This is a genomic window from Candidatus Tisiphia endosymbiont of Parasteatoda lunata (assembly GCF_964030955.1).
Classification (GTDB): domain Bacteria; phylum Pseudomonadota; class Alphaproteobacteria; order Rickettsiales; family Rickettsiaceae; genus Tisiphia.
In genome coordinates, this window is the sequence record NZ_OZ035003.1 from 982,758 (window position 1) to 1,003,730 (window position 20,973).

The following is a 20,973-nucleotide window of genomic DNA, read 5'->3' on the forward strand; positions in this document are numbered from 1 at the left end:
TGCTAAAGTAACCTGAGTTTACTATACTATTTCACTCTCTTATTTGCCAACACCCAACTACTATCCAAATAATCATTACCATACTTATGCAAATATTCCTGATATTTACCTTTAAAATCAGTGATAGTTCGGTGGGATAGAGCAATAACCCTTGTGGCTATGTTGCTAGCAAAATCTCGATCATGAGTTACTAATATTAGAGTTCCTTGGTAGTTAATTAGAGCTTTTTTTAACATATCCTTAGATTCAATATCTAAGTGATTAGTTGGCTCATCTAATACCAATATATTACTTTCTTCCAATATAATTTTTGCTAGTAATAAACGTGCTCCTTCTCCTTCACTCAAATTTAAAATATTCTTAGTTACTTCATCTTTACGGAATAATAATTGACCTAATATAGTACGCAGAGTATTATCATTCTCAGTAGGTATTTGGTTGGATAACCAATCAATAACACTCATACTTTCATTTAGTAATTCATGATGATCCTGAGCAAAATAGGAAATTTGAGTTTCATATCGCCATTCATAACTTCCTAAATCAGCAGAAATTTTATTAATAAGAATCTTAAGCAAAGTAGATTTACCAATACCATTTGGACCAATAATAACAATTTTTTCTCCACGCGAGACAGTAAAATTCACATTATTTAATATTTTTTTATCCTCGTAGCTTTTAGAAATACCCTGAATTTTTAATGCTAATTTTCTAGATGGTCTTTTTTGCTTAAAATTAAAATATGGACTAACACGCGAACTTCTTTGGATGTCAGGTAATTCCATTTTTTCTATTTGTTTCTCTCGGGATGCAGCCTGTCTAGCTCTACTAGACAAAGCTCTAAACCGATCAACAAAACTCTGCATAACAGCAATTTTTTTCTCTAAATGAGAGAATTCTTTAAGTTTTTGTTCGGTAACCAACTGTTTATCACGAACAAAAATATCATAATTACCAGTATAAATCTTGATAGTACCATAATCTATATCAAGAATATGTGTAGAAATATTATTAAGAAAAACAAGATCGTGTGAAATAAATACCACAGCACCTTTGAATTTCTGTTTTAGGTAATTTTCTAGCCAATAAATTGAGACTATATCAAGATGATTTGTCGGCTCATCAAGTAACAATATATCAGGATTATTAAATAAACTTTGTGCTAGTAACACCCTAAGTTTATAGCCGCCGGATAGAACGGATAAAGGTTGATAATGATATTTTTCTTGTATTCCTAAACCAAGCAGTAACTCAACTGCAAAAATTTCTGATATATATCCATCATTGTCAGCTATAATTTGTTCCAACTCACCTAATCGATAACCGATTTCCTCATCACATTGATCAATTGCTAATAATTTTTCTTTTTCTTGCAGTGCTTGCCATAATTCACTTCTACCGGCAATAACGGTATTAATAATTGAAGTATTTTCATAAAGAAATTGATCCTGCTTTAAACATCCTATACGTGCATTTTTGACACAGGTAAATTCTCCGATACTAGCCTCTTCCTCTTGAAGCAAAATCTTAAAGAACGTAGATTTACCAGCACCATTTGCTCCAACAAGCCCATACCTATTACCTTTCTTAATATGCAAGTTCACATCAGTAAATAATATTTTTGCACCATAGCTCATGGCCAAATTAGTTGTAATAATCATAAGGTATTATCAGGTAATATTGTACCATTTTTTAACTGCAGCTTAACTTGTTTAAGTGATCTTGGGCTTGCATCAATTACTTCAAGTTCAACCTGCTGCTCAATATCAATTTTAGTACCAACCAAAGGGACATTACCTACTTTTGCTAAGACTAAACCACCAATTGTATCAAATTCATCATTCTGAAGTTTTAGTTTCACACCTAGAGCTGATTCGAGATCCTCAACTTTCACTCGAGCATTTGATAAAATAGTATTATTATTGATAATTCTAAAACTATCATTATCCGATTTCTTATCATGCTCATCATCTATTCTGCCAACTATCTCCTCCATAATATCTTCCATGGTTACAATACCGTCAGTTCCACCATATTCATCCACAACTATCGAGATCTGTACACAATCTCTTCGCATTTTTGCTAGTAAATCTATCAATTTCATTGAAGGAGCAGAAATGATAGGTTTACGAATTATTTTTTTTAGCTGCAACTCTTGATTTGTAATAAGTTGCTTAGTAATAAGTATCTTGAATAAATCTTTTATATGAATAAAGCCTACTATATTATCCAAAGTTTCATCATAAACTAATGTTCTAGTATTAAGCATTTGGCTTAACTCATCTATACTGGCAGTTAATTTTACTGCCTTAATATCAGATCTAGGGATCATTACATCTTCTACAGTTTTATGACCAAATTTCAGAAGATTCATAAAAATCTTTTTTTCTTCTAACGTCATTTTTTTACTGTTAGATTTTAGCTTTTTAATTGCATCATAAAAATTATCCTCTAGCTTCTCTTTAGAAAACAGCCGAGAGAAAAAAGATTTAAGAGTAACAATTTTTGAAGAATTTTTCAGCATATCCCTTTTAGAATGAATAGATGCAAGGTTTTCTTTTTTCAAAGAAGTGAACAAAAGCTAATATGGGGAAGCAATAGCAAAACTCTTTAATATCTCTATTTCTAAATTTTCCATAATATCTGCTTCCTCGTTATCTTGGTGATCAAAGCCTAGTAAATGCAAAATACTATGTACCAAAAGATGGATCAAATGATCTCCAAAGGCTTTATTTTGACTTATAGCTTCACTTTGAATTATTTCATAGCCAAAAGCTATGTCCCCCAAATACATATAATGTACATTAGGAGTAAATTCAAGTAAATGCCGAAAGTCTAATTCTATATCAGGAAATGATAGTACATTTGTAGCTTTTGCTTTGCCACGAAATTGGCTATTCAAATTTAACATTTCATTATTATTAGTCAGTAATATTGCTAACTCAAACTCTGCAACTCCCTTGAAATTTTTATATTTACTCAGTATAGCACCAACAACCTTCTTCACTAATAGTTTATTGATAAATTTTTGATTTTTCCAATCTTGACAAGCTCGAATAATCTCTACATTGATTTTCATGATATAGTTTCTTAGCTGAAAATGCTCAATAATATTATATAACAATATCCTGCAGATAATACTAAAAATTTTTCTTAGTGATAGCATTAGTTTGTGGTATCTTATTATAATTTATAATAATTATTCTATAATTAAAAGCTACTTAAAGTAATGAAAATATATTTATGATAAAAATAGGCAATATTCAACTACCTCATTCGGTGATATTAGCTCCAATGTCTGGGGTCACTGACCTACCATTTAGAAAATTAGTACGAAAATTTGGTGCAGGTTTGGTAGTCTCTGAAATGGTAGCAAGTAGGGCAATGATTATTGAAACAATGCAATCTTTGCAAAGATGTGCAATCATTCAAGACGACGCTACTGGTTCATGTGTACAGATTGCTGGATGTGAACCTGATATAATAGCAAAATCAGCTAAAACGATTGAGGATATGGGAGCCAAGATTGTTGATTTAAACTTTGGTTGCCCAGCTAAAAAAGTAGTAAATGGCTATTCTGGTTCAGCTTTAATGCGAAATGAGAAATTAGCGGCAAAAATTTTAGAGACTACGGTCAAAGCGGTAAAAATCCCAGTAACTTTAAAAATGCGTACTGGCTGGGATGATCAAACTAAGAATGCACCAAATTTAGCAAAAATAGCCTATGATGCTGGTATACAAATGATTACCATCCATGGTAGAACAAGATGTCAGTTTTATTCTGGTCAAGCAGATTGGGAGTTTATAAGGCAAGTTAAGGATGCGGTAAAGATTCCAGTTATCGCTAATGGAGATATTACCTCCTTATCTAAAGCCAAGGAATGCTTACAAAAATCAGGTGCTGATGGCATAATGGTTGGTCGGGGAGTATATGGTAGACCATGGTTTATTTCTCAAATAGCCCATTATCTTGAAACAGGAGAAGAACTCCCCTCCCCTTCCATGGCAAAACAGTTAGAAGTGATACTAAATCATTATGATGCCATGCTAGAATATTACGGAAACGATACTGGCGTTCAGTTAGCTAGAAAACATATAGGTTGGTATAGTAGTGGTTTAGCAAATTCAGCGGAATTCAGAGGAGGGGTTAATATGATGACTGATCCAATTCAGGTTAAAGAAAAGATTATGGAATTTTATGGAAAATTCTTTTAATATAGTGACCCCAAAACTCTAATACTATCTGATAGGACTAACTGCTCTAGGACGGCTATTGTTCCTAATAGCAGGAGGAGATGCAGTAGGACGAGATGGATAGGTATTTATTGTCCCACTTTGGGAGAAAAACCCCGCACTTGCAGTGCGTCGTTTCAACATAAATTTTAAATATCTTATCAAGAAAAGATAAGATAAGATAAGATATTTTTTAACAAAATCTTACACTTCACAGATATATTCTTTTTGTGTTGTGACACTTTCTAAATGAGCCATACACAAATAGTTTCTAACTTTTAAGTTAGTACATACATGAGGCATTCATGCCGTAATATTAAGCTCTGCACTTGCAGTGCAGAGTGGTTAACTAATTGAGCCTTTCTAATTAAGTGTGTAAATTTTTCATAGCGCTTAAATTCTACCTTCAAATTTTATCAAAAAGTGAGCCATAGCTGCGTTCCAGTTTGGAATCGGCATAACCCATTTCTTGGTCATATAATCAATTGCCAAATACAAGGTCTTAAAAACGGCATTATCATTTGGAAAAACCCGTTTATTCTTAGTAACCTTACGTAATTGGCTATTGACAGATTCTACACTATTAGTTGTGTATATTACTTTCCTTATCGCCTCAGGGTATCCTAGAAAAACCATTAAATTTTCCCAATGAACATACCAAGATTTAGCAATTTGTGGATACTGTTTACTCCATTTAGCTTCAAAAGATTCTAAAGCAAGATGTGCTTCTTCCTCTGTGCTAGCAGTATATATAGGATTTAAATCAGCCGCTAATTCTTTTCGGTCTTTATATGATACATATTTTAAACTATTTCTAATCTGATGTACAATACATAATTGATGTTCGGTTTTCGGAAAAACTGCTTCTATTGCCTCAGACATACCGGTTAAATTATCACTGCAAGCAATAAGCATGTCTTGCATACCTCTGTTCTTCATCTCAGTAAAATTACCAAGCCAAAATTTCGCTCCTTCATTTTCACTGATCCACAATCCTAAAATATCCTTCCTTCCAGATAAATCAATACCTAATGCTACATATATAGACTTATTGATAATTCGTTTATCTTGACGTACTTTTACTACTAAACAGTCAAAAAATACTATAGCATATACTCGATCCAATGGTCGGCTTTGCTATATCTTGACATCCTCAATTACATCATCAGTAATTTGACTTATCAAACTTTCGCTAACGTCAGCTCCATACAATTCTTGCATTTGAATCTTAATATCAGATAAGCTCATTCCTTTAGCGTATAATGATATTATTTTATCATCAAATCCTTCAATACGTCTTTGACGCTTCGGAATTAATGCAGGTTCAAATGTACTACTTCTATCCCTTGGAACCTCAATCTCTACAACTCCATTATTTGTTACTAGATTCTTTACATTCCTACCATTACGAACATTATCACTATCAGTATGACAATATTTATCATATCCTAAATGATTATTCATCTCTGACTGCAATGCCTTCTCTACAAGCCGTTTGGTTAATTGTTTTAATAAACCATCCTCTTTAAGTAATGTTGATATATCTGTATCATTATTTATTGTCCCACTTTGGGAGAAAAACCCCGCACTTGCAGTGCGTCGTTTCAACATAAATTTTAAATATCTTATCAAGAAAAGATAGGATATTTTTTAACAAAATCTTACACTTCACAGATATATTTTTTTGTGTTGTGACACTTTCTAAATGAGCCATACACAAATAGTTTCTAACTTTTAAGTTAGTACATACATGAGGCATTCATGCCGTAATATTAAGCTCTGCACTTGCAGTGCAGAGTGGTTAACTAGGCAATTTCCCCGACACTAATATGTTAGGAGGTCTTTTTAGAATTTCCGACTCTACTAAATTTGTAACTGGGATATATGGAATGTAAGAAGTTCTTTTTTGTTCTACATGCCTATGAGCTATCGCATTATCTCGGTCGTTATCATTTGTAAAAAACACGTGATTGGCTTATGTAAGAACAGGTGACCAGTAGTTATAATATGGCAAAGTTTGATTATATGCATTATAATTACTAAAGGTAAAACAAGTTTGAATACCTGATTTTTTTAATGCTGCTAAATCATTTATATCAACTATAGGTTTTTCCATGTTTGAATTATATTGAATATTAAGTATAGGCTTTTCTCCTTGTTTAACTTCGTGCAATATTTCAATTATTATATTATCTTTATTTAGTTTGCCATTTTGAATGTTATTTTTAAGCTCCCTAGTTGGTATGTTTAAGTAAGAATTAGCCAATATAATATTGTGCTGAGTCTTTTGACCTACATGACCATTAATATTAAATAACCTTACCTTATTTTCTTTTTTACCTGTTTTTGCCATATATACTCCAAAGTCCTCAATATCTAATTGACTATCATCTTAAACAAAAAAACAAATCTATACAAATCAATTATATCTCTACACCAGTATTGATGCATTTTACAGCCTCATTGTATTTTAAGTTAAATTTTACAGATATATTTGCATAATAATCTCACCCCCTTTAATAATATACTATATTTAAGCCTGCACTAATATATTATTTAATTGGTAGAGGAATGGTTAGATGGTAATAGTAATGCCTATGGAAATAATTAGGTAAAAATAATGCATTGGCATGATGTTGACGAAATTGCTATAAGTTTAGAAAAAAATTATTCCGATGAGGATATATCTGAATTAACACTAAAAGATCTTGAGGACTTAATAAAATCATTAAGTGATTTTGATGACCACGAAATTGAAACAAATAAAGAAGTGTTAAAAGAAATTCTCGAAGCTTGGAAAGAGATTAAAGATAGTAATTTTGAAGATTAATATATACTCTTCTGCTTTGAAGGAGAGCTATCACAAATACTTGCGGAGAATGTACGTATACTCAGGTAGAACTTCAAGAATTGGCGTTCCCGCGACCAAAGATCGAAGCTGCCTAGTTACTCATGGTACGCTACGCTGCTCGACTTTGCTACTGCCTAGCTCTTCTTGAAGTTATACTATCGTCTACCAACTCTTCATTTACGAGCAGTATACTTGTACCGCATGCTAGTTCATCTATAGCTAATCTCAAGAAGGTCTATCTATTAGAGTATCTTAGACAGACCTTCTTGAGATTAGCTATAGAATCTAAATAATTTACAGAAATAACTTGATTTTTTTGGGGAGATAGGGCATTATCTGCGTTAAATTGAAAGAAGGGGCGGTTAGCTCAGTTGGTAGAGCATCCCGTTTACACCGGGACGGTCGGCAGTTCGAGTCTGTCATCGCCCACCATATATCTCTCGGATTTCAGGGTTTTTATCATTGCAATAAAAAGTCTGTATTCCCGTCGCATGCCGTTTTTTCACTAAAGTTACCGGAATACGAGTATAAAAAATTTCTCTCTTTAACGAGTGTTTTGAGGAGGGAATTATTACAAAAGTGTTAAAATGTACACCTAGTCCGCTTACCCCTTGTTTGTTACCCCCATCATGTTAGATATTTATTATATAGTTTTTATTTTTAACGTTTTTGATATATACCTAGTAATATTGGTTCTTGGAAGATAATAATTTTATGATAAGAAAAGTAATTATATTTACTGTTATTGCTATTTCGTTGTTAGTATGTACTATATTAGTTGAGGTAAACTTTGTTGATTATACTTCTGCCAGTAATAGTCTTGTTAATGAATTAAAAATTTCTCCTCAGAATCTAAAAAAAATTAAAATAATTAAATTTCCCATACCTTATTTGATTATTGATCACATAAAAGAGGAAGGAAAGTTAGAATTAGAAAATATAGAAATTTACTTTGTCCCATGGTCATTATTAATTTTTAGACCAAGAATTAGTGCTGTAACCATATATAGTGCCACAATATATTCAGATGAACAAGATTTTGACATTATAAACCATGATAGGCTAGTTAGTTCATTCATAACCAATGATATAATGGATATAAATTTTAATGTTAAAAATCTGAGTATTCTAAATAAAAATAACCAACCTATTCTTACTTTAAATAATTGCTCTTTATTTAAAAATAACTCTATTGCTAATAGCACTTCATTCAAAGGGGATGGAGGATATGTAGGAAAATTATCTGGGTTTTTTGAGAAAAAGGCCAACCAAATAAATTTCGATCTTACTATCTCTAATAATGATTATAATTTTCATTTGCTAGAAACCTATATAGACTCTAAACTAATAAATGGTAAAGCAGAATATTTAATACAAAATTTAGCTGATATATTACATATTCTAGTGCCAGATTTAGATTCTTTATTTAGAAGATTTAATCAAAATGAAAAGATAAATATCAAATTTGATATTTTGCCTACTCCACAATTACTTAAGTTAGAAAATATAGCTATAGAGTCTAATTCACTAGTAGGTAACGGCTCAATATATCTGAATAAAAGTAACGATGTTACTAGTACAATAAAATTATATTTTCCTAAGATAGACGCAAGATCACTGATTACCTCATCCAATAATATTAAACAATTTAGCAATTCAGTCTTTGGGCTAAGGTTTCTTTTTAAGAATAAATCAATTATAACCGATATTTTAGTTGATCAAATAATATTAAATAACGATGAGGTATTAAATAATACCAAAATTTTGCTTAATTTAGACAAAGGGGTATTAGTGGTTAATGATTTCTCTAGTATGATAAAATCTGGAGGCAGTTTTCAATTGATAGGTAATGTAACCCAAAACTCAGTACGAAGTATATTTGATGGCACAATTTACTTGCAATATAATGACCTTAATTCTGTGTTGAATACTTTAGGTTACAAACAAGCAGCTAGTAAAAAACCTACAGCTTTTATTTTATCTTCAGATTTAAAACTAACTTTAATAGATGTCTATTTACAAAACCTTATGTTAAAAACTGACAACACTAAAGTTACAGGTAATATTACAGCTAGATTTATTGGTTCTATGCCGCATTTTATAGCGACCATTGACTTTTCTTCGATTGATTTAAATAGAGACGATTACCCGATAATCTCACCAATGATCAAATTTGCTAAAAGTTTGTCAGAGAATATGAAAGATGAATCATACTTAGCTAAATATATTCCCATTAGGACAGCTGATTATTTAGGTAATTTTGATATTACTATAAATGATCTGCTGATAGGAAATAATTTATTTGGCAAAGCATATATCTTAGCAAATGTCTCACCAGGTAATATTGGAATTAGTAATCTTGATATAAGAGGCAATAGTGATTACATCAATCTTAGTGCTAGTTTGTTAGCAAGTAACATTAAACCACAACTAACAATTACAATAAATGATGGTTCTCTTAATGTTAACTTTTTAACCCCTAAATCTTTACTTAATCTGCAAAATAACTTATTGAATGAATTTGACGTAGAAAAAATAGAGTTAAAATTAAATTGTGTATTATCAAAAATAATTCAGAATGATCTAGTATTACAAAATGTTAAACTTGCTTTAGCAAATAATAATGCTTTATTTAAGATCGATAACCTTGAAGCAAATCTACTTTCTGGTAAATTAAAAGCAGAAGGTAATATTTTATTAAATCCATATACTCTGAACTTTGTTTATGCACTTAATTCTATTGATTTAGCTCAATTATCTAATGTTTTGCCAAGAGGATTACTAGACAATTACGGTGGAATGAGCATAAATGGAACATTTGATACTCATGGCAATAGTTTAAAAGAATTATTGTATGAGCTTAACACTCAATCAGAATTTGTAGTAAAAAATGCCAAGATTAGTAACTTCTCTGTTGATTCATTGATAGAAAAAATTAATAATAAAGACTATAGTCTAAAGTATTTAAAAGATGATTTAGCAAAATCTATGTATCAAGGGCAAACTGAATTGAATAATTTGCGTGGTAATCTTCAGTTAAAAAATGGAATAGTTACAATGAAAGACTTAGTATTTAATACAAAATATGCTAGCGGAGCTGCATCATTAGCTGTAAATATATATAATTTGGATATGGTATTATCTTCAATATTATCTTTCTATATAGCAGACTTAAATCCTAATCTAAATAATTCTAGTAATCAAAATACACCTATAAATCTTACAATAAAAACCTCAGGCACTATATTAGATACCATAAAAACGTCAGACGAGACTGAACTAAGAAAGGCTTTAGAGAACAGAAGGAAATCTATAAATTAAAGAAGAATAAATGTTATTATTAAGAATTTTAAAAGATTATAGACTATTCGAAATATTGGTTCTTGGGGCAATTAGTGGCATGCCACTAGCTATATTATTCACTAGCTTAGTTGCTTGGCTTAAAGATTCTAATATTGATATTGCAATTATTACCACTTTTGCCGTTGCAAGACTATCCTATTCGCTAAAAGTTTTTTGGTCTCCTTTGGTAGATTATTTTAATATACCATTATTAAAGAAATTTGGTCATAGAAAAAGTTGGCTGATACTTTGTACTATACTAATATCTTTAGTACTATTCACTATGAGTACAATTTTACCTAACGAATCATTAACTTTACTATATTTTGTTACTATTTGCCTTGGTTTCTTGTCAGCAACATTTGATATTAGTGTTGATGCACTTAGGATAGATAAATTTGATCAGGAAACCCAAGCTATAGCAAGTGCTACGGCAGTATTAGGCTATAGACTTGGCATGCTGATTACTGGAGCTGGGGCTTTATATTTTGCTGAAACCACAAGTGATTGGTCAGCTACATTTGTGGCTATGAGTATAATTTTTATTGTAGCAACAATTTTTATAATTACTGTCAATGAACCTACATTATTACGAGAAAATGTTGATATTTTATCTTTATTATCACTAACAAAAATAGTAATTAACCCTTTTAAGGACTTCTTTGTTAGGAAATATGCTGTTACTATTTTACTAGCAGTAATATTCTTTAAATTAGGTGATGCTATGCTTGCTGTAGTATCTATGCCATTTTATATGGAACTTGGTTATACAAAGGGACAGATAGCACTGATTACTAAATTTTATGGTGTACTAGCTACAGTTGCTGGGTCTTTTGCTGGCGGAATAGTTGTATACCGACTTGGAAATTTTAAAGGACTGATTATAACGGGAATTATACAGAGTATCACGCATTTCGCATTTATTTGGTTAAATCATCAACCAGTAAATTCTGAATCTCTGTTTATTGCCATTACTATAGAAAATTTTGCTTCTGCTATGGGTATGACTGCACTTGTTGGATATATTAGCATATTGTGTAATAAACAATATTCTGCATCGCAATATGCTTTACTCAGCAGTAGTAGTACTTTATTTAATAACACAGTCACCATTTATGGTGGTAGCCTAGTAAAAATGTTGGGTTGGGATAATTTTTTTATCTTAACAATAATTCTAGCCTTGCCAGGAGTTATAATATTGTTCTATCTTAATAAAAAGATTTCTAAAACGTAAAATTATGTTAATACGATTATTGCTATTTTTTACTTGCGTAATAACATTCAGTACAAACCTAAATCCTGTTTATGCTGCAAAAAAACTTGTGTCTTCGCCAACTCAAACAAGTCTTGTCGTAGATTACAATACTGGTAGGATATTGCACGATAAAAATTCTACTACTAGAATATACCCTGCTTCATTGACAAAATTAATGACCTTGTATTTGTTATTTGAAGCGGTAGAATCTAGCAGGTTATCAATGAATCAAAGATTATATGTTTCAAAAAATGCAGAGAAAATGTTGCCCTGCAAATTAGGGCTTAAAGAAAAAGAAACTATTACTGTAAAAGAAGCTATTTTAGGGCTAATTATTAGATCAGCAAACGATGTAGCTATGGTAGTAGCTGAAAATATTAAAGGTACTGAAGAAAATTTTGCTCGTTTGATGAATATTCGTGCTAAACAGCTTGGTATGAAAGATACTTATTTTAAAAACGCTTCTGGATGGCATCATCCTTGTCAGAAAACTACGGCCCGAGATCTTGCTAAACTATCTATAGCTATTAAGCGAGATTTCCCTAAATATTATGCTTTCTTCTCTAGAAACAACTTTGTTTTTAGAGGCAATATTGTACGAGGACATAATAAAGTAAATGAAACTTATGAAGGAGTTGAAGGGTTGAAAACTGGTTATACCACTCCAGCCGGCTATAACTTGATTACTGCAGCAACTAGACAAAATAAATCTTTGGTTGCTATTGTTACTGGTGGTAAATCTGCTGAGTCTAGAAATATGCAAATGGTAAAACTATTAGATACCCATTTTGACCAACCTAGAAATAATAAGACTATGGTTGATAAATTGATAGTCAAGACAACAGTACCATCAAGAACATATGGTAAGAAAACAAAATCAACTAAAGTTGCTACAAATCTTAAAGTAAGAAACAGAAAAAAACTATAGAAATATTATGAAAAATGTTGCTGTAATTATTTCAGGTTGTGGATATTTAGATGGGGCTGAAATCTTTGAAACAGTTTTTACACTATTGGAACTTGATAAGCATAATGTAAATGTAAAAATTTTTGCTCCTAATAAAAATCAACATCATGTGATCAACCATCTAACTCAAGAAAAAATGTTAGAGGAGCGTAATATATTAGTTGCATCAGCACGCATTGCTCGTGGTAAAATTCAACCATTAAATAAAATACGTGCTAAAGACTTTGATGCTTTAATATTACCGGGTGGGTTTGGTGCTGCACTAAATTTGTCTGATATAGGACTTAAAAATGAAAATGCTACAGTACCAAAAGACTTACAGGAAATAATAGTAGGCTTCTATAATTTATCAAAACCAATTGGAGCTATATGTATTGCTCCTGCTTTACTTGCTATAGTCTTAAGAAATCATACAAAAATTAAGGTTACCCTTGGAGAATCAAATGATCTGATACATAAGCTAGGAGCAACAGGAGAAACTTGTAATGCTCAAGATATAGTCGTGGACGAAGATAATAGATTGGTTACTACTCCTGCTTTTATGTTAAATTCTCCTTTAGCACAAATACATAAAGGTATTAAGGGTTTAGTAATTAAAGTGCTGCAAATGTGTACTAATATCTGAACGATAATAGATTAAAATGTATTCGTAGAAGCACTTCAAGAATGTATTTTTCTAAAGAACTTAAATTATTCTAGCCAGTTTTGGATTAAAATTTTTAATTTTAATCCAAAACTAAGGTTAAATAAGGAAGATATAGGTCAATATGAATAGATTAATACAAGCAGATGGGGTATCTCAAACTTGTCTAACTAGAGAACAAAAAGAGCCTTTCTAATTAAGTGTGTAAATTTTTCATAGGGCTTAAATTCTACCTTCAAATTTTATCAAAAAGTGAGCCATAGCTGCGTTCCAGTTTGGAATCGGCATAACCCATTTCTTGGTCATATAATCAATTGCCAAATATAAGGTCTTAAAAACAGCATGATCATTTGGAAAAACCCGTTTATTCTTAGTAACCTTACGTAATTGGCTATTGACAGATTCTACACTATTAGTTGTGTATATTACTTTCCTTATCGCCTCAGGGTATCCTAGAAAAACCATTAAATTTTCCCAATGAACATACCAAGATTTAGCAATTTGTGGATACTGTTTACTCCATTTAGCTTCAAAAGATTCTAAAGCAAGATGTGCTTCTTCCTCCGTGCTAGCAGTATATATAGGCTTTAAATCAGACGCTAATTCTTTTCGGTCTTTATATGATACATATTTTAAACTATTTCTAATCTGATGTACAATACATAATTGATGTTCGGTTTTCGGAAAAACTGCTTCTATTGCCTCAGACATACCGGTTAAATTATCACTGCAAGCAATAAGCATGTCTTGCATACCTCTGTTCTTCATCTCAGTAAAATTACCAAGCCAAAATTTCGCTCCTTCATTTTCACTGATCCACAATCCTAAAATATCCTTCCTTCCAGATAAATCAATACCTAATGCTACATATACAGACTTATTGATAATTCGTTTATCTTGACGTACTTTTACTACTAAACAGTCAAAAAATACTATAGCATATACTCGATCCAATGGTCGGCTTTGCCATATCTTGACATCCTCAATTACATCATCAGTAATTTGACTTATCAAACTTTCGCTAACGTCAGCTCCATACAATTCTTGCATTTGAATCTTAATATCAGATAAGCTCATTCCTTTAGCGTATAATGATATTATTTTATCATCAAATCCTTCAATACGTCTTTGACGCTTCGGAATTAATGCAGGTTCAAATGTACTACTTCTATCCCTTGGAACCTCAATCTCTACAACTCCATTATTTGTTACTAGATTCTTTACATTCCTACCATTACGAACATTATCACTATCAGTATGACAATATTTATCATATCCTAAATGATTATTCATCTCTGACTGCAATGCCTTCTCTACAAGCCGTTTGGTTAATTGTTTTAATAAACCATCCTCTTTAAGTAATGTTGATATATCTGTATCATTATTTATTGTCCCACTTTGGGAGAAAAACCCCGCACTTGCAGTGCGTCGTTTCAACATAAATTTTAAATATCTTATCAAGAAAAGATAAGAATGAATCATACAGATATTTTTTAACAAAATCTTACACTTCACAGATATATTCTTTTTGTGTTGTGACACTTTCTAAATGAGCCATACACAAATAGTTTCTAACTTTTAAGTTAGTACATACATGAGGCATTCATGCCGTAATATTAAGCTCTGCACTTGCAGTGCAGAGTGGTTAACTAATAAATCTATCGCTTGATTCATTGCTTCATTTTGTTTTTGGTGCATTATAATTTCTCCTTTTGTTATATTATATTTTTATATAACCTTTGAAAAATTTACACACTTATTTGTACAGAGCCAACAAAAAGAGGCTGTCGGATTACTTTCAATCGGTACATTTCTAGACTATTTTGATCTGATGCTCTATATACATATTGATCTGTCAACAGTTTTCCGGACAGTTTGTTTAGGCACATTTTTGCATTTTCTCGTATTGTACAGGTGATAGATAGTCATTAGTTGAATGCATCCTTATACGATTATAAAATACTTCTATATATTCAAATATGGCATATTTTGCTTCCTCCCTAGTTTTAAATTTATATTGATAAATTAGTTCTGTTTTTATAGTGTGAAAAAAGCTTTCAGCAACAGCATTATCCCAACAATTTCCTTTACCGCTCATACTCTGTATAATACCATGTTGTTTTGTAAGTTTTGAATGGCTATCAGAACAATATTGACTACCTCTATCAGTATGCCAAATAAGTCCTTTAGGTGGTTTACGTTGCCATATTGCCATTAGCAGAGCATTATTAACTAAATCAGCTTTCATGTTACTATTCATTGACCACCCTATAATTTTCCTAGAAAATAGATCAATAACGGTTGCTAAGTACAGCCAACCTTCTTCAGTTGGAACATATGTGATGTCCCCAACCCAATAACAATTAGCAGCATAGACCTTGAACTTTCTATCCAATAAATTAGGAGCAACTTGCTTATTATGACTAGAATCAGTAGTTGCTTTAAATTTATGTTTGCTTTTACATACTAAACCAGCTTCATTCATTAGCCTTGCAATCCGCTTCCGACTAACAATTATACCGTGTCTAGATAGTTCCTTTTTAATGGGTCTAGATCCATAATTCCTTCTACCTTCTTGAAAAATTGTTTTAATCTTACAGGTTAAAGCATTATCTTCTTTGTCCCTATTGCATTCAGGGGTAGTTAACCATTCATAATAGCCACTACGTGATACTTTCATAAATTTGCACATAATCGCAGTTGAAAAATCACCTTTATGCTTCTTTATCCATGCGTACTTTATTGGGACTCTTTCGCAAAGTACGCGGCAGCCTTTTTTAATAGATCACGCTCCTGCGTTACCCTAGCTAAATCTTTCTTTAATCTTTTTAATTCATCATAGAGATGTTCATCTGTTCGCATTATTGATTCTTTAGGTTTGGAATATTTATCTACCCAAGTATATAGAGTATTTCTAGTAATACCTAACTCTTTAGCTGTTTGTGACACAGGTCGCTTGGACTCAATTGCTAATTTAACTGCTGACTCTTTAAATTCAGCCGGATAAACCTTTGGTTTGCTATTAGTCATTTTTGTACTTCCTTTCTGTTAATATTGTCTCCTATTAACTGTCCGGAAAACTATAACCACATCATATGGCTGTAATTCTTAATGAGCTTTTTTTCCCGAAATATGATCCCCATGCAGCACAATTACTTTCAGCCTTTACTTTTTGTACCACATATTTATTGTCCCACTTTGGGAGAAAAACCCCGCACTTGCAGTGCGTCGTTTCAACATAAATTTTAAATATCTTATCAAGAAAAGATAAGATAAGATAAGATATTTTTTAACAAAATCTTACACTTCACAGATATATTCTTTTTGTGTTGTGACACTTTCTAAATGAGCCATACACAAATAGTTTCTAACTTTTAAGTTAGTACATACATGAGGCATTCATGCCGTAATATTAAGCTCTGCACTTGCAGTGCAGAGTGGTTAACTTAACATTTATTCATTGCGGAGAGATTCTTAGAAATAATTTTGGTTATACAGCTGAACAAGTTATCTATCAAAATTTCTTTGTTTCAATAGTAGAAATGTTAGGGAATTTATCATTGATATATTTAGGTTATTACGTGTACCCCCTAATGATTTTAAAAATTAGAATGGTAATTTTTTGGGTTCTTATTCTAGTTTGCCTATACTTATTGAGTCATGCTAGAACACCTTTTGATATTTTTCTGTTCCAAGCATTTATTATATTGATTATACCTGGTTTAACACCAGCCCATTCAATTTTATTTACATATTTCCCTGTTTTTAAACGCTTCACATATGTTAGTTTTTTATATGCTATATCTAATACTATTATGTATATTATCACATCTTTTGGGTTTATTTATTTAACAAAATAGAAACTGGACTGATTTTTCAAGACAAATTTTTCACTAATTTTGTTTCCCATTTTACATAATTTTTAAGCTGCATTTTGTAAGTAATCAAGATACACGTTCATCGGTTTTTTATAACCAATACTTGAATGGAATCTTTGATTGTTATATTTATCCATGTATTTATCAATACCATCTTTAAGTTCTGCGATATTTTTAAAATCATTTATAAATATACAATTATATTTTAAAGTTCTAAAAAATCTTTCAATCACAATATTATCAATGCTTCTACCCTTACCGTTCATTGAGATTTGTATATTATTCTCTTTTAGAATTCCCGTATGCTCATGTCCAGTATATTGACTACCCTGATCACTATTGAATATTTGTGGTGCAGGGTATTTATTCAGTGCATCTTTTAATACATCGGTTACAAGTGATGCATCCATAGAATTAGATACTTTATAACTTAGTATTGCCTTACTATGCCAATCTATAATCGCCACAAGATACATAAATCCTCCGTTAGTTCTAATATAAGTAATGTCACCACTCCACACTTGATTAACATAAGGTACATGAATAGTTCTATTCGTTCCTGATTTGTGCCAGTACGGCTCAAGCAAATAGCTATAAATTTTATGTTGACCATCCTTCACAGAAGTAGATTGCTTTTTATGAGGATGAATAGCTTCTATACCCATTATTCCCATATATTTAAGCACCCTATCTCTGCCCACATTAAAGCCGTCTTCCAATAATTGTTTGTATATATAACGATAACCATACTCAGGGTTATCCGTATATATTTCATCTATTCTATTTAAAATATCAAGATTATATAAGCTCATTACTTTAGCTTTATAATATACTCCAGATCTGCTTATCTTTAATAGTTCACATTGCCTTGTCTTTGCTAACGTACTCAGCTTGGGGTCGACAAGACTTTTCTTATTTGATAAGTCCAAGCTGTTTAGCTTTCCCACCGCCCAGTCCCTCTCGACTGTAGCCTTACCTAATGCTTTTGCAAGTTCATCGTTTTGATTCTTAAGTTCACTAATCTGCCCTTTGTACTCACTAACAGCTTTTGCTGGCTCAAATGCCAATGACGCATTATCTAAAAATTGTCGTTTCCAGTTTTGCATAGTTTTAGCCGTTACTTCATATTTGACCGATAACTGACCTATTGTTGATTCTTCTTTTAACATCTCTAATACTATTTTAGTTTTTGCTTCTGCACTAAAATTTTTAATTTGTTTTTTACCCATTTGTTTCTCTTTAATTTTATTTATTATTCTATACTTATTGAGAAACAAAAATACCTGCTTCTTTGTCTAATTTTTTCAGTCCATTATAATATTTAGGTAATTATGGATTGCTGATCATTATAATTCCAGTCATGATAGGATATAGCTTTGGCATATTTCATTTTGAAAAATTAGAGAAAGCAGCTGGAAACTATCCAAAAAAGAAAAAATGGTTTCTCTTAATGAATTAGGTGGTGTCTATTAAAAAAGATTTAATTTTTGTTGGTGTAGTATCATCAGCACACGGAGTGCAGGGTAATGTTTACGTCAAATCTTTTACTATGCCAAATACTAATATCATTAAAATGAATTTGGTGGATGAATTAGGAAAAAAAATTATCCTTAAACTCATTAGTCAAAATTCTAAAGGTGATATAATATGTAGATTTAACAAAATTAATAATAGGACATTAGCTGAAGAGTTAAAGGGATGTAAGCTTTTTTGTCATAGGCGTGATTTCCCTTCATTAAGTGAAGATGAATTTTATATTGAAGACTTAAGAGGCTTACTGGTACTAGATACCAATTTGGTGGCTATAGGAAAGATTACAAATGTTTTTAATTTTAAAGCAGGTGATATCATTGAAATCGAGTTTGTCAGCAATAAAAAAGTAGAACTATTTCCTTTTAACAAGCAATTTTTCCCAGTAGTGACGAAAGAGCATGCTATTTTAGCAAAGATTTGACTATAGCAATTAGTCCTCGTTACGTCGGTCTGATTTTTTCCGGTCATTAGGGTTCAACATTGCCTTACGAAGTCTAATTGATTTAGGAGTAACTTCTACCCTTTCATCACTTTGGATATAGCTGATAGATTGCTCTAATGTCATAAGAGTTGGCGGGATAAGACGCATAGCTTCATCTTTACCAGAAGCCCGAACATTTGATAATTGCTTGGCTTTCAGAGGATTTACCTCTAGATCGTTATCCCTATTATGTTCTCCTATAATCATTCCTTGATATACTAGTTCATTAGGGTTTATAAACATTTTCCCACGATCTTCAAGATTCCATAGAGCATAGGCAACAGCTTCCCCGTCCCCATTAGAAATTAACACTCCATTACGCCTTCCTTCAATAGCCCCTTTATAAGGAGCATAACTATGGAAAACACGATTCATAATACCCGTACCCCGAGTTTCAGTTAAGAATTGACCGTGATAACCAATAAGACCGCGTGATGGTCCTAAAAATGTTACTCTAGTTTTACCGCCACCAGATGGACGCATATCAGTCATTTCTGCTTTACGTATTGCCAAGGATTTAACAACAACTCCAACAAAATCATCATCAACATCAACTTGGATTTCTTCAATTGGTTCTAATCTTTTTCCCTGTTCATCCTCTTTGAATAATACTCGAGGTCTGCTGATTGATAGTTCGAAACCTTCCCGCCGCATGGTCTCAATTAATATGCCTAATTGTAGTTCACCACGCCCTGCAACTTGAAAAGCATCTTTTTCTTCAGTTTGGCTGACCTGTATTGCTACGTTACTTTCGATCTCTCGCATTAATCTATCACCTAGAACTCTTGCGGTAAGTTTTGAGCCTTCTCGTCCAGCAAGAGGAGAATCATTTACTCCAAAAGTCATAGATAATGTTGGGGTATCTATAGGTAAGGATGGCAGTGCTACCATTATTTCAGGGGCACATATCGTATCAGCTACAGTAGCGTCCTGAATCCCAGCAATAGCAATAATATCTCCAGCATATGCAACATCGACAGCCACACGTTCCAATCCCCGGAATAAAAGTATTTTACTTATTCGAGCATTTTCAGTTGCCATATTATCACGATTAAGTACTTTAACATTTTGGTTAGTCTTAATTGTGCCGCTATGGATGCGACCGGTAAGCACGCGACCAAAATATGGGTTATATTCTCTAGTGGTAACAAGCATAGAAAAAGGAGATTCACTATCAGCAATAGGAGCAGGCACATGAGATACTATCAAATCAAAAAGTGGAGCAAGGTCTTTTTGTTCATCTTCTAAGTGACGTGATGCCCAACCGCTACGTCCTGAAGCGTAGATAATGGGAAAATCTAGTTGTTCATCATTTGCCTCTAATGCCATAAATAATTCAAATACTTCATCAACTACTTCACTTACCCTTCTATCAGGGCGGTCAATTTTATTGATAACAACAATTGGTTTTAACCCAAGTTTCAGGGCTTTAGACAATACAAATTTGGTCTGAGGCATTGTGCCTTCAGAAGAATCCACCAGTAATATGACTCCATCTACCATAGTAAGAATGCGTTCTACCTCGCCACCAAAATCAGCGTGACCAGGAGTATCAACTATATTAATGCGGATATCTTTCCACATAAGAGAAGTACATTTGGCGAGAATGGTTATACCACGTTCACGCTCCAGGTCATTGGAATCCATAGCACGTTCTGCTACTTCCTGGTTTGCTCGAAAAGTACCACTTTGCTTAAGCATATTATTAACTAGAGTGGTTTTACCATGATCAACGTGGGCGATAATGGCAATATTGCGAATAGCGGACATCAAAAACCTTTAATATATTT

The 20,973-nt window shown here is 32.1% G+C and carries 19 protein-coding genes, 1 tRNA gene and 1 pseudogene; 8 read left to right on the plus strand and 13 right to left on the minus strand.

Annotation, left to right across the window (positions count from 1 at the left end; all coding sequences use genetic code 11):
- Positions 1-26: 26 nt before the first annotated feature.
- From AAHN00_RS06125 to ybeY, 3 genes are read right to left on the minus strand one after another with little or no spacing between them, the layout of a single operon-like run.
- Positions 27-1,661: an ABC-F family ATP-binding cassette domain-containing protein gene (locus AAHN00_RS06125; RefSeq protein WP_342272422.1), complete on the minus strand. Its 1,635-nt coding sequence runs from the start codon at positions 1,659-1,661 to the stop codon at positions 27-29.
- Complete coding sequence (locus AAHN00_RS06130) at positions 1,658-2,578, minus strand: hemolysin family protein (protein WP_342272423.1); 921 nt, start codon at positions 2,576-2,578, stop codon at positions 1,658-1,660. The genes AAHN00_RS06125 and AAHN00_RS06130 overlap by 4 nt, the downstream gene beginning before the upstream one ends.
- 3 nt (positions 2,579-2,581) lie before the next feature.
- Entirely contained in the window at positions 2,582-3,079 is a 498-nt protein-coding gene (ybeY, locus tag AAHN00_RS06135; protein WP_342272424.1) for an rRNA maturation RNase YbeY, read from the minus strand.
- A 164-nt stretch (positions 3,080-3,243) separates the two neighbouring features.
- On the opposite strand from ybeY, the gene dusB reads away from it, so the two are divergent.
- Complete coding sequence (gene dusB / locus AAHN00_RS06140; protein WP_342272425.1) at positions 3,244-4,215, plus strand: tRNA dihydrouridine synthase DusB; 972 nt, start codon at positions 3,244-3,246, stop codon at positions 4,213-4,215.
- Between the two features lie 24 nt (positions 4,216-4,239).
- Here dusB and AAHN00_RS06145 read toward each other — a convergent pair whose 3' ends face one another.
- The 5 genes and pseudogenes from AAHN00_RS06145 to AAHN00_RS06165 all read right to left on the minus strand — a co-directional run bounded on the left by AAHN00_RS06145 (position 4,240) and on the right by AAHN00_RS06165 (position 6,586).
- The gene (locus AAHN00_RS06145) at positions 4,240-4,398 is read right to left on the minus strand and encodes a hypothetical protein (protein WP_342272426.1); all 159 of its coding nucleotides are present in this window, start codon (positions 4,396-4,398) and stop codon (positions 4,240-4,242) included.
- 113 nt (positions 4,399-4,511) lie between these two features.
- The gene (locus tag AAHN00_RS06150) at positions 4,512-4,643 is read right to left on the minus strand and encodes a hypothetical protein (protein WP_342272427.1); all 132 of its coding nucleotides are present in this window, start codon (positions 4,641-4,643) and stop codon (positions 4,512-4,514) included.
- Positions 4,627-5,844: pseudogene (locus AAHN00_RS06155) on the minus strand (IS256 family transposase). Before AAHN00_RS06155 ends, AAHN00_RS06150 begins: the two are co-directional and overlap by 17 nt.
- Entirely contained in the window at positions 5,786-5,947 is a 162-nt protein-coding gene (locus AAHN00_RS06160) for a hypothetical protein (RefSeq protein WP_342271266.1), read from the minus strand. The pseudogene AAHN00_RS06155 and the gene AAHN00_RS06160 overlap by 59 nt, the downstream one beginning before the upstream one ends.
- Before the next feature lie 261 nt (positions 5,948-6,208).
- Positions 6,209-6,586, minus strand: a complete 378-nt coding sequence (locus tag AAHN00_RS06165) for a hypothetical protein (RefSeq protein ID WP_342272428.1) — start codon at positions 6,584-6,586, stop codon at positions 6,209-6,211.
- A gap of 267 nt (positions 6,587-6,853) precedes the next feature.
- Between AAHN00_RS06165 and iscX the strand changes: the two genes are divergently transcribed.
- The 6 genes from iscX to elbB all read left to right on the plus strand — a co-directional run bounded on the left by iscX (position 6,854) and on the right by elbB (position 13,273).
- Complete coding sequence (gene iscX, locus AAHN00_RS06170; protein WP_341747867.1) at positions 6,854-7,063, plus strand: Fe-S cluster assembly protein IscX; 210 nt, start codon at positions 6,854-6,856, stop codon at positions 7,061-7,063.
- 377 nt (positions 7,064-7,440) lie between these two features.
- Positions 7,441-7,516: transfer RNA gene (locus AAHN00_RS06175), tRNA-Val, on the plus strand.
- Positions 7,517-7,798: 282 nt separating this feature from the next.
- A complete protein-coding gene (locus AAHN00_RS06180; RefSeq protein ID WP_342272429.1) occupies positions 7,799-10,405 on the plus strand; it encodes an AsmA-like C-terminal region-containing protein in 2,607 nt (868 codons plus the stop codon).
- Positions 10,406-10,415: 10 nt separating this feature from the next.
- A complete protein-coding gene (locus tag AAHN00_RS06185) occupies positions 10,416-11,660 on the plus strand; it encodes an AmpG family muropeptide MFS transporter (protein WP_342272430.1) in 1,245 nt (414 codons plus the stop codon).
- A gap of 4 nt (positions 11,661-11,664) precedes the next feature.
- Positions 11,665-12,609, plus strand: a complete 945-nt coding sequence (locus AAHN00_RS06190; protein WP_342272431.1) for a D-alanyl-D-alanine carboxypeptidase family protein — start codon at positions 11,665-11,667, stop codon at positions 12,607-12,609.
- Between the two features lie 7 nt (positions 12,610-12,616).
- Positions 12,617-13,273 (plus strand): isoprenoid biosynthesis glyoxalase ElbB, encoded by a 657-nt coding sequence (elbB, locus tag AAHN00_RS06195; protein WP_342272432.1) that lies wholly within the window; start codon positions 12,617-12,619, stop codon positions 13,271-13,273.
- A gap of 240 nt (positions 13,274-13,513) precedes the next feature.
- Here the strand turns inward: elbB and AAHN00_RS06200 are convergent, their stop codons facing one another.
- From AAHN00_RS06200 to AAHN00_RS06215, 4 genes are all read right to left on the minus strand, one after another.
- Entirely contained in the window at positions 13,514-14,731 is a 1,218-nt protein-coding gene (locus AAHN00_RS06200; protein ID WP_342272594.1) for an IS256 family transposase, read from the minus strand.
- Between the two features lie 439 nt (positions 14,732-15,170).
- Positions 15,171-16,073 (minus strand): IS3 family transposase, encoded by a 903-nt coding sequence (locus AAHN00_RS06205; protein ID WP_342272567.1) that lies wholly within the window; start codon positions 16,071-16,073, stop codon positions 15,171-15,173.
- Positions 16,031-16,321: a transposase gene (locus tag AAHN00_RS06210; protein WP_342270937.1), complete on the minus strand. Its 291-nt coding sequence runs from the start codon at positions 16,319-16,321 to the stop codon at positions 16,031-16,033. Before AAHN00_RS06210 ends, AAHN00_RS06205 begins: the two co-directional genes overlap by 43 nt.
- Positions 16,322-17,213: 892 nt before the next feature.
- On the minus strand, positions 17,214-18,398 hold the full coding sequence (locus AAHN00_RS06215) for an IS3 family transposase (protein ID WP_342270912.1): 1,185 nt from the start codon (positions 18,396-18,398) through the stop codon (positions 17,214-17,216).
- Positions 18,399-18,631: 233 nt separating this feature from the next.
- Between AAHN00_RS06215 and rimM the strand changes: the two genes are divergently transcribed.
- On the plus strand, positions 18,632-19,123 hold the full coding sequence (gene rimM, locus AAHN00_RS06220) for a ribosome maturation factor RimM (RefSeq protein ID WP_341755445.1): 492 nt from the start codon (positions 18,632-18,634) through the stop codon (positions 19,121-19,123).
- A 9-nt stretch (positions 19,124-19,132) separates the two neighbouring features.
- Here rimM and typA read toward each other — a convergent pair whose 3' ends face one another.
- Positions 19,133-20,953, minus strand: coding sequence for a translational GTPase TypA (typA, locus tag AAHN00_RS06225; RefSeq protein WP_342272595.1), 1,821 nt, complete (start codon positions 20,951-20,953; stop codon positions 19,133-19,135).
- Between the last annotated feature and the right edge of the window lie 20 nt (positions 20,954-20,973).